This window comes from Pseudomonas sp. R9.37, assembly GCF_963878885.1.
GTDB lineage: Bacteria > Pseudomonadota > Gammaproteobacteria > Pseudomonadales > Pseudomonadaceae > Aquipseudomonas.
In genome coordinates, this window is sequence record NZ_CAWNZA010000005.1 from 1 (window position 1) to 14084 (window position 14084).

13 protein-coding genes are annotated in these 14084 nt (G+C 59.8%); 3 read left to right on the top strand and 10 right to left on the bottom strand.

What is annotated here, in order from left to right; translation table 11 throughout:
- Both AACU78_RS03940 and AACU78_RS03945 read right to left on the bottom strand, forming a co-directional pair.
- On the bottom strand, window positions 1–2158 hold a 2158-nt coding region (locus AACU78_RS03940), incomplete at its 3' end, for an RHS repeat domain-containing protein (RefSeq protein WP_146151463.1).
- Between the two features lie 184 nt (window positions 2159–2342).
- A complete protein-coding gene (locus AACU78_RS03945) occupies window positions 2343–2957 on the bottom strand; it encodes a LysE family translocator (protein WP_106579925.1) in 615 nt (204 codons plus the stop codon).
- A 146-nt stretch (window positions 2958–3103) separates the two neighbouring features.
- Here AACU78_RS03945 and AACU78_RS03950 point away from each other — a divergent pair, with 146 nt between their 5' ends.
- On the top strand, window positions 3104–4189 hold the full coding sequence (locus AACU78_RS03950; protein WP_106579926.1) for a DUF1615 domain-containing protein: 1086 nt from the start codon (window positions 3104–3106) through the stop codon (window positions 4187–4189).
- Between the two features lie 102 nt (window positions 4190–4291).
- Here AACU78_RS03950 and AACU78_RS03955 read toward each other — a convergent pair whose 3' ends face one another.
- Entirely contained in the window at window positions 4292–5167 is an 876-nt protein-coding gene (locus AACU78_RS03955) for a DUF4349 domain-containing protein (RefSeq protein WP_106579927.1), read from the bottom strand.
- A gap of 156 nt (window positions 5168–5323) precedes the next feature.
- Here AACU78_RS03955 and AACU78_RS03960 point away from each other — a divergent pair, with 156 nt between their 5' ends.
- Window positions 5324–5740 carry a PaaI family thioesterase gene (locus AACU78_RS03960; RefSeq protein WP_106579928.1) on the top strand — a complete coding sequence of 139 codons (417 nt, stop codon included), beginning with the start codon at window positions 5324–5326 and terminating at the stop codon, window positions 5738–5740.
- Between the two features lie 192 nt (window positions 5741–5932).
- On the opposite strand, the gene AACU78_RS03965 is transcribed toward AACU78_RS03960, so the two are convergent.
- Genes AACU78_RS03965 through AACU78_RS03975 form a run of 3 tightly spaced genes read right to left on the bottom strand, consistent with a single transcriptional unit; the run spans window position 5933 to window position 8515 of the window.
- Window positions 5933–7114, bottom strand: a complete 1182-nt coding sequence (locus AACU78_RS03965) for an acetyl-CoA C-acetyltransferase (protein ID WP_106579929.1) — start codon at window positions 7112–7114, stop codon at window positions 5933–5935.
- Between the two features lie 11 nt (window positions 7115–7125).
- The gene (locus tag AACU78_RS03970) at window positions 7126–7785 is read right to left on the bottom strand and encodes a CoA transferase subunit B (RefSeq protein ID WP_017135011.1); all 660 of its coding nucleotides are present in this window, start codon (window positions 7783–7785) and stop codon (window positions 7126–7128) included.
- A 31-nt stretch (window positions 7786–7816) separates the two neighbouring features.
- Window positions 7817–8515: a CoA transferase subunit A gene (locus tag AACU78_RS03975; protein WP_010211319.1), complete on the bottom strand. Its 699-nt coding sequence runs from the start codon at window positions 8513–8515 to the stop codon at window positions 7817–7819.
- 188 nt (window positions 8516–8703) lie between these two features.
- Between AACU78_RS03975 and AACU78_RS03980 the strand changes: the two genes are divergently transcribed.
- The gene (locus AACU78_RS03980; protein ID WP_106579930.1) at window positions 8704–9606 is read left to right on the top strand and encodes a LysR family transcriptional regulator; all 903 of its coding nucleotides are present in this window, start codon (window positions 8704–8706) and stop codon (window positions 9604–9606) included.
- A gap of 123 nt (window positions 9607–9729) precedes the next feature.
- Here the strand turns inward: AACU78_RS03980 and AACU78_RS03985 are convergent, their stop codons facing one another.
- The 4 genes from AACU78_RS03985 to AACU78_RS04000 form a co-directional block, all read right to left on the bottom strand.
- On the bottom strand, window positions 9730–10059 hold the full coding sequence (locus AACU78_RS03985) for a hypothetical protein (protein ID WP_106579931.1): 330 nt from the start codon (window positions 10057–10059) through the stop codon (window positions 9730–9732).
- Window positions 10060–10677: 618 nt separating this feature from the next.
- On the bottom strand, window positions 10678–11526 hold the full coding sequence (locus AACU78_RS03990; RefSeq protein ID WP_106579932.1) for an NAD-dependent protein deacetylase: 849 nt from the start codon (window positions 11524–11526) through the stop codon (window positions 10678–10680).
- Window positions 11527–11534: 8 nt separating this feature from the next.
- Window positions 11535–11975 (bottom strand): CBS domain-containing protein, encoded by a 441-nt coding sequence (locus AACU78_RS03995; protein ID WP_106579933.1) that lies wholly within the window; start codon window positions 11973–11975, stop codon window positions 11535–11537.
- A gap of 132 nt (window positions 11976–12107) precedes the next feature.
- Window positions 12108–14057, bottom strand: coding sequence for a DNA topoisomerase III (locus tag AACU78_RS04000; RefSeq protein WP_106579934.1), 1950 nt, complete (start codon window positions 14055–14057; stop codon window positions 12108–12110).
- Between the last annotated feature and the right edge of the window lie 27 nt (window positions 14058–14084).

The window sequence follows — 14084 nt, forward strand, 5'->3', positions numbered from 1 at the left end:
CCTGCTCAACCGTCAGCCGGCCCTTGTCGTCGTAGGATTTGAAGTGCTCAGCGCCATCCGGATCAACCCGCTGCACCAGCCGCGCGCGCTGGTCATGGACATACACTTCCTGACTGCCATCAGCGTTGTGAACCGTAACCTTGCCGTTGTCATCCCAGACATAGCACGTGTCCATCTGCGAAAAACTGGCCCAGTGCCGAACACAGCGCGCCGCCTTGCCAGCCCGTTCCCACGCCCAAAAGAAACTCGTCCCACCGGCCAATTGCCGCTCAAGAATGACGTGCTGTTCGTCGTACCGATAAACCTCGCTTTCACCTACAGCATTGGTCGCCGAAACCAATCGGCCAGCGTCGTCATAGGCGTAGGAAACGATGTTTTGCTCAGTGACCCACACATACGGCTCATGCCCTTTGGCGCGATGAACCTGATAGTCAACCGCCACAATGCGACCGAGTTCATAGCGCAAAAACAGCGACCGACCCGCGCCGTTATCCAGCCGCTCAATCCGTCCCACGCGATCACGAGAAATCCGCAGCCGGTTGTCATACGCATCGCTGATCGCCGTCAGTGCACCATCGCGAAAGTGGTAAAACCTTGATGCCTGGGCCAGCACCAACTCATCGGGCAGGGCACCCAAATAGATCGCCGCTTCAGCCAAGCTGTTGGTGATCGCCGGTCGAGCCACAGTCGGTAAGGGCAGGGCAGTCGACCGATTCTCATGATCCGTCCAAACCACCGAGTCACCCGTCACCACCAGCCTTTGTGCCAGCGCATGACTCCAGCCAAACCCCAACCCGCAATCCACCTCCGCCGCACTGGTGCGATACAACCGCGTCCACTCAAACGGCAAAATTCCGTCCAGCGCACCATCGGTAAGCGTCAGCAATTCCTCCCCGGTGACCATCGACACCGGGCAGCCATTGGTGGCGGTTTTGTCGGCAGGCGCCGCGGCATCTCCCTGGGGATTTTTCGCAGCGACAGGCACATCATCGACGTGTTCCTGGCGCACCAAAGCGGTCTGCTGTTTCTTGCTACGAACCGCCGGCACTGGGTTGGAAACCAACTGATCCCCAGCCTTCAACGGTGCAACCGGCACCGTCTTGATTGGGATTGCGGCACTCCGTCCCAGCAACGGCTTAACCACTTTGGCATGCGGCTCCAACCGGGGCATCACCAGCTTATTAGCCAGCAACTCCAACAACTCCGACGTCCGCTCAGACTTGATATGCCCCAGCACCTTCGTACCCAGGCGCAACGCCACACCCACGCCTGCTGTTGCCCAAATCAGCAGCAGGTTGATCAACACCTCGCCAGTGATTTCCCCCATCAATTCATGCATTTCTTTCGGCGGCAGCATGCGCATCCAGCTGACCATTGCCGACACGTAAATGAACAACAATGGCTCATCGCTGAGCACCAGCAGGCCGTCGGCGATCGCGTCGTTGCCGAGCTTCAGCAGCTCATCAAGTTCAGTTTGGGAGATGTAGTGCAGCAACTTCTCGCTGTTGGGCTTGATGTCCGCCAGTAAATCAACCAGTTGAGTTATGTTGTCCCACAGGTTGTAAAGCGCTTTGCCCATGCCACTTAGAAACGCCGTTTCCACCATCCTGCGCTGGTCTTGCGGGATAGCGTCCGTAAAGTCTTTCCAACGTGCCTCAAGCGTGCTGTTCCATTCGTCGCGCAGGCGCGCTTCCAGTTCCGCGATCACCGACTGATAAGACGCATACAGCGCCTTGACGTGATCCTTGGAAACGTTGGGATAGAAATTGATTCGGTACTGCTGGTTGCGATCACACTCGGTGATTTCGAGAATGCCGCTGGGGCCGATGGTCTTGTGGATCGGCTCACCCAGTGGGCCACCGTTGGGGTCGACGCGTTGCAGTATCACCGGCGTATCGCCGATGGGCACAAACTGCGTGCTTTGGAACATGTGCACCAGGGTCAACGTGCCGTTGGCCTGGCAGGTGGCGACGGTGCTGCTGGGAAAAATGGAGGGGGCTATGGGCGCGACCAGCGTCACTTCATCGCCAACCTTGAACACCTGCTCGACATCCAGCTTCGAAAAGCTCCAGAAGCTTAAAGCCCAGTCGTCAAAGGTGTTCAGGCAGCCCCGGAAATCACGTAAGACGCCTTCAACATCCGGCGCTTTGACGTCCATGGGCCTCAGGGCCAGCCGGCCAATAGCCGGGTTCAAGCGACAGCCCCGTCAATACGTGTTCCAACACAAAAAACCATCTGCAATCCCTCGCGCTGTGTGATCAGGCGAAGGACTTTGCCGAGGTTTTCAGGTGGTATCTGTAGAGGTTATCCGGGTGTTGCGTGGGACGTTTCGGTAGTCCTTGTCAGCGCTGCGCAAATGCCAGGTTCAAACCCAACCCTGCAAAGGCTGCCGCAAAACTGCGGCGCAACCAGTTCTGCACGCGCGGCGATTCGATCACGGCGCGGCGAAAGCCATTGGCCAACAAGCCATAGATGACGAAAACCGCAAACGTCATCGCCATGAATACTGCGCTCAGTACCAGCATTTGCACGGCGGGTGAGATGCTGCCTGGGGTAACGAACTGGGGCAGGAAGGCCAGGAAGAAAATCGTCAGCTTGGGGTTGAGGATGTTCAACAGGAAACCACGGATAATCAGGCCGCGCGCTGTGGTTGCAGTCGGTGCGTCATTCATCGCGAAGGCCGAGCGATTACGCCAGGTGGCATAGGCCAGGTAGAGCAAGTAGGCAACGCCCGCGTACCTGAGCACTTCAAACGCCAACGCGCTGGTGTGCAGCAGGGCAGAGAGGCCGAGCACCGATGCCAGCAAGTGGGGCAGGATGCCTGCGGTACAACCCAGCGCAGCAAATACGCTGGCGCGCTTGCCGGCGGTGAGGCCGGTGGAGACGGTAAAGATCACACCGGTGCCGGGGATCAGCACGACGATCAGGCAGGTGACGAGGAAGTTCACACTGAGCATGGCATTCAAACTCCTTGTAGGAATGGTCGATGACAGATCCTGTCACGTTAGTTTGGGATTGGCGAGTGCGGCAGGTCGGCGAACCCCGGTTAGACTTACCTGTCGATATCCGCAATGCCCGGCCCGTCGTTACCCAAGGAAGCCCCATGTATTCAAGCCGCCTGATCCTGTGCCTCACCACGTTGCTGGTGCTGGCCGGTTGCTCCACTTCACGCAGTCCGCAACAGCCGGAGCGTAGCGAGGCCGAGGTGAAAGCGCAGATCGTGCGCCTGCTGCCGGCGACGGTGCCGGACCGTGGTGGCTGGGCACAAGACATCTACACCGCCTTCGACACTCAGAAAATCTACCCCAGCACCGAAAATATCTGTGCTGTGCTGGCAGTCACCGAGCAAGAGTCCACTTACCAGGTCGACCCGCCGGTACCAAACATGGGCAAGATCGCCCAGGATGAAATCCTGCGCCGTGCCGGCAAGGTCCATGTGCCGGCCTTTGTGGTGCGCAGCGCACTGCAACTGCGCTCGCCTACCGGTAAGTCCTACGCCGAGCGTTTGAGTGCTGCACGCACGGAGAAGGACCTGAGCGCAATCTTCGACGATTTCATCAGCGTGGTGCCTCTGGGTAATACCTTATTTGGCGGTTTCAACCCGGTGCATACCGCAGGCCCGATGCAAGTCAGCATCGACTTTGCACAGAAACAGGCGCGGGGTTATCCCTACACGGTGGACGGCACGATTCGCCGTGAAGTCTTCACGCGGCGCGGCGGCATGTATTTCGGCATCGCCCACTTGCTGGGCTACCCGGTCAGTTATGACCAGCCGCTGTACCGCTTTGCTGACTTCAACGCCGGTTGGTACGCCAGCCGCAACGCTGCGTTCCAGGCTGCCGTCAGCCGCATTGCTGGCACCGAGCTGGCGTTGGATGGCGACTTGATTCGCTATGGCTCATTGTTGCCGGGCACCACTGAGTTGGCGGTGCGCTCCCTGGGGGCCAAGTTGGACATGCGCAATCCGACCATCCGCAGCCAGTTGGAGAAGGGTGAGCAATTGGACTTTGAGGAGACCACCCTCTACAAACGCGTGTACGCGCTGGCTGATAAAGCGGCCGGCAAGCCAATGCCACGGGCGATACTGCCGGGCATCGTGTTGAAGAGCCCGAAGATCACTCGCAACCTGACCACCGCATGGTTCGCCAAGCGCGTGGACGATCGGTATCAGCGCTGCATGAAGCGCTGATTATCGCTGGCGGGCGTGTCGTGGCGAGCGGCTTATTGTGGCGAGCGGGCTTGCCCCGCGTTGGGCTGCGAAGCAGCCCCCTGTCAAGCCGAACGCAGTGTGTCAGTCATCACTCGGTGCCTGGTTCTGGGGCTGCTTGGCAGCCGAATGCGGGGCAAGCCCGCTCGCCACAGAAAGCTCGTTTGCAGCAGTACGCCTGCCAGCCACCACAAACCGGCGCCATAACCAGACCCACAACCACATCACCGGAAACGCCAGGATCACGAACGGCAGTACATAGCTGGCGCGTTCCAGTGCATCTGCCGTGCCGTCCACCAGGTTGTCGCCCAGGTTGCTGAAGATCCGGCTGAAGCGTGACTGCTGGTTCGCGCCATCGGAGGAACGGAAATTCAGGGTCACGCGGTTAGTATCAAGGCGGCGTTGTTGGCCGGCGGCGACCTGGGCGAGTGCCTGCAGTTCGTTTTCAACGCCCGCCTGCTCCTTGGTTAAAGCGATCAGGTCGCTGACGCTGATCTCCTTGCGCTTGGCCAGCTCATCAAGTCGCTGTTGCTGGGCTTGCAGGCGATCCTGGCGACGGAGCACATCGGCGACCGCGTCAGCCAGGTCTTCGGCGGTGGTGATGCGCTGGCCGAGTGTTCCACCTTCTGCGGCCAGCGCGACCATCGGCTCCACGCCGGTGGGGGCAATGCGCAGGATGATCTCGCCACCGTTGCCATCTTCGGTGATGCCCAGAATATTGCAGGCGCCAAAGCGTGCCGACTCACAGGCCTCGCGGGTGGCCTGCATGCGCGGTGCAAGCAGGGCGCCGGGCAGCGCCAGGGTCAGCTCGTGCTCATAAGCCAATTGCGCGCCGGCTCGGCCTTGTTCGCCATTGATGACAGTCGCACGGGAGTGCTCCTTGGGCGAACAGCCGGCCAAGGCCAGTGCGGCCAGCAAGATCAAAAGAAGCGGTTGTGTTGTGCCGTCCAGGTGGCGCATTGCTGTTCCTTGGATGTGCAGGGGAAATTGCCCGCGATTAAAGCGGGTCTGGCGGATTTACGCAAAGCATCGCGCAGGATTTGCGTGACTGATGATGATGGCCTCCGCAGAGGGCGGGGCGTACACCTCAGACCTTACGCCAAGGATGAATTTGCCATGATTGCCTACGCCGTGCCCGAAGGGTTTGTTTCGCTGCCGCGCAGTAGCCCGCTGCTCGACTTGCTGGGCCCAGCTTATTGCCGGGGCGAAGGCCTGGATCTGGAAATAGGCCTGCGCTCCGATAACCGCCACGCGAATGGGCGCGGCACGGTGCATGGCGGGGTGTTGGCGACCCTGGCGGATGTCGGTATGGGTTATGCGATGGCGTTTTCCAGTGAGCCGCCGTTGCCGTTGATTACCGCGAGCATGACGTTGGATTACCTGGGGCCGGTGCAGGTGGGCGACTGGATTGTGGTGCGGTTGGAGCATCACAAACGCGGGCGGCAGATGGCGTTTGCCACGGTGAGCTTGCAGGTGGGGGAGAATGTCGTGGCGCGAGCGACTGCCGTGTTTGCGGTGCCACGCACGGACTAACAATAGAGATCATTGTGGGCGCTGGCTTGCCTGCGAAAGCGCAGGGTCAGCCAGCACATTTGCCAACGGTCGACCCGCTATCGCAGGCAGGCCAGCTCCCACAGTTGGACGGTGGTTTTTCATGGGAACGGCTTAAAAAAGAAAAGGCCCGGTTTTCGTGGAACCGAGCCTTTGCTCCTGTTGCTCTTTGGATCAGCTGCGTTCGAGGGCGAGGGCTACACCTTGACCGCCACCGATGCACAGCGTCGCCAGGCCTTTCTTGGCGTCGCGCTTGATCATTTCATGCAGCAATGTCACCAGCACGCGGCAACCCGAGGCGCCGATCGGGTGGCCGATGGCGATGGCACCGCCATTGACATTGACCTTCTCAGCGTCCCACTCCAGCTCTTTGCCCACCGCCAAAGATTGCGCGGCAAAGGCTTCGTTGGCTTCGATCAGGTCCAGGTCGCCCAGACTCCAGCCGGCCTTGTCCAGGCAGCGGCGAGTGGCCGACACCGGGCCGATGCCCATGATCGCGGGGTCGACGCCGGCGTTGGCGTAGCTGGCGATACGCGCCAGTACAGGCAGGCCGAGGGCTTTGGCCTTATCGGCGCTCATCAATAACACTGCAGCGGCGCCGTCGTTCAGGCTGGAAGCGTTGCCGGCGGTGACACTGCCGTCTTTCTTGAATGCGGGTTTGAGCTTGGCCAGGGATTCGGCGGTGGTGCCGGCGCGTGGTTGTTCATCGACCGCGAAGGCCACTGGGTCGCCTTTGCGCTGGGGGATCAGGACCGGGGTGATCTCATCAACAAACCGACCGGCTTCAATAGCCGCAGCGGCTTTTTGCTGGGAGGCAGCGGCGAAAGCATCCTGGGCTTCACGGCTGATGCCGTACTTGTCTACCAGGTTCTCGGCGGTAATGCCCATGTGGTAGTCGTTGAACGCATCCCACAGGCCGTCGGTGATCATGCTGTCGAGCATTTTGGCATGGCCCATACGCAGTCCGGTGCGTGCAGCGGGCAATACGTACGGCGCCAGGCTCATGTTCTCCATGCCGCCGGCGATGATCACGTCGGCGTCGCCGCAACGGATGGCCTGGGCGCCCAAGTGCAGGGCTTTGAGGCCCGAGCCGCAGACTTTGTTCAGGGTCAGGGCCGGCACGGCGTGGGGCAGACCGGCGAGTATCGAGGCCTGGCGCGCAGGGTTCTGGCCGCTGCCTGCGGTGAGTACCTGGCCGAGGATGACTTCATCCACTTGAGCCGGGTCCAGGCCGGTCTGCTCCAGCAGGCGACGGATCACGGCCGCGCCCAGTTCCGGTGCCGGGATACTGGCCAGCGAACCTTGAAAGCTGCCCACGGCGGTGCGGGTGGCAGCAACAATCACGACGTCTTGCATGGAATCTGTCCTCACTGGAAGTGCATTTCTGGAACGTGGTCCGGGACGATCAGTTTACCGGCGGTCTTGCTCACAATCTCTTCAACGCTGACGCCAGGTGCGCGTTCCTTGAGGACAAAAGCGCCATTTTCGATCTCAAGGTAAGCCAGGTCCGTCAATACACGCTTGATGCACTTGGCGCCGGTCAGCGGCAGGCTGCACTGGCTGAGCAACTTGGACTCACCGTCCTTGGACGCATGGGTCATGATCACGATGATGTTTTCTGCACCGGCCACCAGGTCCATGGCGCCGCCCATGCCCTTGACCAGTTTGCCGGGAATCATCCACGAGGCGATGTTGCCTTGTACGTCCACTTCAAACGCGCCGAGCACGGTGAGGTCGACGTGGCCCCCGCGAATCATCGCGAAGGACTCGGCGGAGGAGAAGATCGAGGCGCCAATGCGCGCAGTCACGGTCTGCTTGCCGGCGTTGATCATGTCGGCATCGATGGTTTCTTCGGTAGGAAACGGGCCCATGCCGAGCAGGCCGTTTTCCGACTGCAGCATCACTTCCATGCCTTCGGGAATGTAGTTGGCCACCAGGGTCGGAATGCCGATGCCGAGGTTGACGTAGAAACCGTCCTGCATTTCACGTGCGACGCGTTGAGCCATTTGTTCGCGGGTAAGGGCCATTGTTTGTCTCCTTATTATTTGGGCTGGCGGATTATTTGCGGACAGTGCGCTGTTCGATGCGCTTCTCGAAGGTGCCGCAGATGATCCGGTCGACGTAGATGCCTGGAGTGTGGATCTGCGCCGGGTCCAGCTCGCCCGGTTCGACAATTTCTTCAACTTCGACCACGGTGATCTTGCCGGCGGTGGCAGCCAGCGGGTTGAAGTTCTGGGCGGTGTGGCGATAGATGACGTTGCCGAAATGGTCGGCTTTCCAGCCCTTGACGATGGCGAAGTCACCGGTGATGGACTCTTCCATCAGGTAGGGGCGGCCATTGAATTCGCGGGTTTCCTTGCCTTCGGCGACGGGGGTGCCGACGCCTGTGGCCGTGAAGAAGGCCGGGATGCCAGCACCGCCTGCGCGCATTTTTTCTGCCAGGGTGCCTTGGGGCGTCAATACCACTTCGATTTCGCCGCTGAGCAGTTGCTTCTCGAACAGGGCGTTTTCACCGACGTAGGACGCGATCACTTTGCTGATCTGTTTTTCTTCCAGCAGCACGCCGAGGCCAAACCCATCGACGCCGCAGTTGTTGGAAACCACCGTCAAGTCGCGGGTGCCTTTGCGCTTGATCTCGGCAATGAGGTTTTCCGGAATGCCGCACAGGCCAAAGCCACCGGAGAGCACGGTCATCCCGTCTTCCAGGCCTGCCAGTGCTTCTTCATAGGACGCCACGCGTTTATCGAAACCTGCCATATGCACCTCTTTTATTGTGTGTGGGCCAGCCAATGACACGAGTGTTGCGCCGACGGATTGATTTGTTAAGTTGTTTTTTAAGGTTGATTGGTTTGAAAAACAGCATAATCGGTTTTAAGCCGCAAGCTTCAAGCATAGACATGCGGCAACCTCACTTGCAGCATCCGACTGGCAGCGTGGAGCTTCGTATGACCGTTAAACAGATGCGTGCCTTTCTCGCCGTGGCCCAGAGCCTGAGTTTCGCCGCTGCTTGCGAACGCCTGCACCTCTCTCAATCGGCGCTGAGCCTGACCATCAAAGGGCTGGAGGAGGGGTTAGGCGGGCGCTTGTTCAGCCGCAATACGCGCAATGTCGCGCTGACGCCTGAAGGTGAGTCGTTGTTGCCTCTGGCGCGTCGCTTGATCGCCGATTGGGACAACGCCGAAGACGAGCTGCGCCAGCGTTTCACCCTCCAGCGTGGCCGGGTCACCGTGGCGGCGATGCCGTCGTTTGCAGGCAACTTGCTGCCACCGATCCTGAAGATATTCCGCGCCCGTTACCCGCAAGTGAACGTGACGGTGCATGACCTGATCAACGAGCAGGTGCTGGAGATGGTGCGTGACCGTCAGGTGGAACTGGGCGTGGCGTTCGAGCCGTCCGAGGGTTCGTCTCTGGCGTTCACCCCGTTGTATCTCGACCGGTTTATTGCGGTAGTGCCGGGAGATTCACCGTTGGCCCAGCGAAGCGAAATCGACTGGCAAACCTTGCTGGAGCAGCCGTTCATTACCCTGCAGCGGCCTTCCACGGTAAGGGTGATGCTTGAGGAGCACCTGGGCGCGTTGCAGATGAAATTGCCGGTGGCGCTGGAGAGCCATCAATTGGCGACGGTGGGCAAGATGGTTGCCAATGGACTTGGCGTCAGCGCCGTACCCGCGTTGTGCGCGAAACAGATGGAAGAGGCGGGCGCCTATTGCATCACGTTGAGCGATCCGGTGATCGAGCGACCGATTGGTGTGTTGACCAAGCCGGGCCATGAATTGTCGGCAGCTGCGCAGGTCTTGTTCGATATTTTTCGCGATGAGGCCGCCAAAGGTCGATTCCCATCGTTTTGATCACGACGCAAAACAAATGTGGGCGCTGGCTCGTCGACGATGGCTATTTAAAACTCAACCTCAGTGTTGAATATTAAGCCGCCATCGCCGACGAGCCAGCGCCCACTAGTTGTCGAATATTACTTAGTAATAGCGGTCGATTACTTTAACGTTCGAGCTGTCTTTGAAAGATGCCCAGGCATTGTTAAGTGTGTCGAATACCTGCTCGATAAAGTTTTGATCGGCAGCCGCTTTCTTGCCAACATAACCCTGGCCGCGGCGATACATTTTCAGGCGCGCCGCCAGGTTGCGGTTGTTTTTATCGAACTCTTCCTCAAGGGTATGGGGCGCCACGCAGTCGATATGGACTTGACCCGATTTTTCGACCCACAGAATATGGTCGTCGAGTGTGTCTTTCTGCGCTGCGAACATCTCAGCCAATTCATCGATAGTTGGTTGGTTGTTCAGATTCATAATGTAAGCCCCTTGACCAGTTGGCGATCTATCAGTTGATTCCGTTAAAACTGCTTAGTTGTCTCCGGCTTGAAAGCCGGGCGTCAGTGACTGTCTGCCGAATACGGGCAGGGTCTTGAACCTGATGCATGTAGTCTTGCTGATGAACGGCTACGCAATGGTTTCATCGCGAAGACAAGCAGCGTTTTAGCTTCTTGTACCGATCCTTGCGGGCCGGTCAGTTTCATCAATCTGCCTTGTGGGCAGAGCACATCCGGAAAAAACAGCTCGGCGGTCAGACGAGCTTGTTCAAAACACGTGTTACCAACGCTCCCGATCCGGGAGACGTCTCGATAATGCAAGGGTAAAAAGGTTACGTCAACGATTATGTAGTGATTTATTTTGAGCACTACATAAATCGTTGTGGGGGCGGGGGAATGCGGAAAAACGTGACTTGGGCGTCATTTTTTGTGCGGTTGGTCGAAGGGGGCGAGGTCATCAATTCAGTATGGAAACCTGTGGGAGCGGGCTTGCTCGCGAAAGCAGTGGGTCAGCCGGAATGCTTTTGACTGACGCACCGCCTTCGCGAGCAAGCCCGCTCCCACATACAGCCCTGTTCATTGTTGGTTTGTGGCGGTGTTACTGGCTCAATCGCTTGACGAGCAACGGCAACAACCGCTCACAGGACGCCTCGATCTTCATCTGCAACAGCTCATCCCCGCGTGTCTTGCCCAGGTTGATGGCAATCACCGGCTTGCCTTGCTCCACCGTCGCCTTGCACAGGCGAAATGCCGAATAGGCCATCAGCGATGAGCCCACCACCAGCAGCCCTTCAGCCTGCTGCACCGCCGCCATTGCTTTGGCCGCTGTGGCCTGGGCGACGTTCTCACCGAAAAACACTACGTCGGGCTTCAACCGTTGGCCATTGCAGTGCGGGCAGTGGGGAACTTGGAAGCGTTCTTCAAAGGCAGGATCGAGCAGCGTATCGCCATCGGGCGCTTGCACGGCATCGACGCCGGCCAGGTAGGGGTTCTGATCTTCCATCACCCGCTGGATCACATCGCGCTCGCTGCGCTGTTGGCAATCCAGGCACAGCACTCGATGCAGACTTCCATGCAGCTCGATCACATCCTGGCTACCGGCCTGGTCATGCAAGGTATCGACGTTCTGCGTAATCAGCCCGCTGATACGCTCGCGTTGTTGCAGCGTGGCCAGCGCCAGGTGAGCCTTGTTCGGCTGCGCCACGCGCACCCGTGGCCAACCCAGCATTGCCCGCGCCCAGTAGCGGCGCCGCGCTTGCGGCGTGGCCAGGAATTCCTGGTACATCATCGGCGCCTTGCCCCGACGCACCCCTTCGCTGTCACGATAATCAGGAATGCCCGACGACGTGCTGATGCCCGCACCGGTCAGCACCACAAAGCGCCGCTCAGCCATCGCCCGGTGCAGGGTATCGAGGTGGTCTTCTTGATGTTCCAGCGTGTCGAGCATGGGGTCCCCTATTCGCCGCGGATGTACTGCTCCAGTTGTTTGATCAAGTCAGCCTGCTCGGCAATGGCTTCCTTGACCAGGTCACCGATGGACAACAGGCCGATCAGCTTGCCATCTTCGACCACGGGCAGGTGGCGCAGGTGACCGTCCGTCATGATGTTCATGCACTTTTCGACGCTCTGGTGAGTATCGACGGTAATCACTGGCGAACTCATGATTTCACTCACAGCAGTGGTCGCGGAAGAACGCCCCTTGAGGATCAACTTGCGCGCGTAATCGCGCTCACTGATCACTCCCACGACTTTGCCTTCGTCCACAACCGGCAAGGCCCCGACGTTTTTGGCAGCCATCTGGATCAATGCCTCCATCACCGTCTGGTGCGACTTGATGGTGTGGACCTCCTGATTCTTCTGGTCCTTGGCTTTGAGCACTTGTGCGACGGTTTTCATGGCGGCCACTCCGGTGTTGTTGTTAGGAAGTCAGCAGGTCCCTTACAGAATCCTAGACGGGCTACGGGGCTGCAAGGTCCAAAGCGGCGTTAAACCCGTCGAAAAACGTCATTCGCTGGATTTTTTCGTCTTTCAGCCGGCATTTGTCGGCTTTTTCCCCCGCTTGGTACCTGCCGTTGTCTTGCGTGGCGCCGTCTTGCGTTTCTTTTTCCATGGCGTGGCGCCTCGACCTGCCGGGCTGGCTGGGCCGGTGATGGTCATGCGCATACCATTGCAGCGCGCCACTTGCTTGCTCATCCACGCCGCCTGCTTGGCGACGAATTCTTCCAGGCTCATTTCACCGCTTTGCACCATGTCCAGCGCCTGTTCCCAGATCGCAGTGGTGCCTGGGTCGGCAATGGCTCGAGGTACGGCGTCGATCAGGCTGAATGCGGCCGCAGTGGCCGAGAGTGACTTACCGTTTTTGATCAGGTAACCACGGTCCAACAGCCCCTGGATAATTCCGGCGCGGGTGGCCTCGGTGCCGATGCCGGTGGTGTCCTTGAGTTTTTGCTTGAGCAGCGGGTCTTCCACCAGCTTGGCGACGTTTTTCATCGCCTTGATCAGGTCGCCTTCGGTGAATGGTTTGGGCGGTTGGGTCCACAGGTCTTTGAGATTGACCTTGGCCACCGCGTAGTCCTGGCCCTGCACCAGCGCCGGCAAGGCTTGCGGCGCGGGTGCCTCGCGCCCCTTTGCCGGGGCCAGCGCTTCGGGCAGCGCGCGTTTCCAGCCCGGCTCGATGACCACCTTGCCGACCGCGCGCAGCGATTGGCCTGCGCAGTCGAAATCCGCCTGGGTGCGATCGTATTCATGATTAGGCAGGAACTGGGCCAGGTAACGTGCGCGGATCAGGGTGTAGACCGCACGGTATTTACCGGTGAGCTGCCCCACATCCTTACCGGCCCCGGTGGGAATGATGCCGTGGTGCGCGCTGACCTTGGCGTCGTTCCAGGCCCGTGAACGACGCTGGGGATCGATATGCGGCATCAGTTCATTCACTGCCGGGTCCGCGCGCCCCAGCGCAGCTAAAATTTTCGGCGCGTCGCTGTGCTGGCTCAACGGCAGGTAGCCGCAATCACTGCGCGGGTAGGTGATGACCTTGTGGGTTTCGTAGAGTGACTGGGCGATATCCAGGGTTTCCTGGGCACCGAGCCCCAGCTTTTTGGAGCAGATTTCCTGCAGGGTGCCAAGATCGAAGGGCAGGGGCGCCACCTCGCGCATGCGCTCGGTGCGCAACTTCACCAGCCGCGCAGTGGCGGCGTTGCGCATGGCATCGGCAGCGTCGCGGGCCACCTGCGGGTTGAGGCAGCGGCCCTGGTCGTCACACGCATCATCCGTGGCGCGCCATTGGGCGGTGAAGGTCATGCGCTCATGGCGCAGATCGACATCGATGGCCCAATAAGCCACCGGCACAAAGTCGGCGATGCTGCGGTCGCGGTCCACCACCAGGCGCAGGGTTGGCGTTTGCACCCGGCCCACCGGCAACACGCCTTGATAGCCGGATTGGCGCCCAAGCAAAGTAAACAGACGGCTCATGTTCATGCCGATCAGCCAGTCGGCGCGCGAGCGACCCAGCGCCGAGTGATACAGGCTGAAGGTTTCGGCGCCCGGCTTGAGCGCGGCCAGGGCTTTGCGAATGGAGGCGTCATCCAGCGCCGACAGCCATAGCCGCTGGATCGGGCCGCGATAACGGCAATGCTCGACCAACTCCCGGGCAATCATCTCGCCCTCACGGTCGGCGTCGGTGGCGATCACTAGGTCCTGGGCTTCTCCCAGCAAACGCTTGACCGCCTTGTACTGGCTGGCGGTCTTGGGCTTGACCTGCATCTTCCATTTTTCCGGGACGATCGGCAGATCGGCCAGCACCCAGCGCTTGTATTTGGCGTCGTAGGCATCGGGCGGGGCGGTTTCCAGCAGGTGGCCGATGCACCAGGTGACTGTGACCCCATTGCCCAGCCAGCAACCGTCGCCGCGCCGGCTGGCGCCGAGCACGGCCGCGATATCCTTGGCCTGGGAGGGTTTTTCACAGAGGTACAGCCGCATGGTTATCACATCAGATCGGGTTGATGC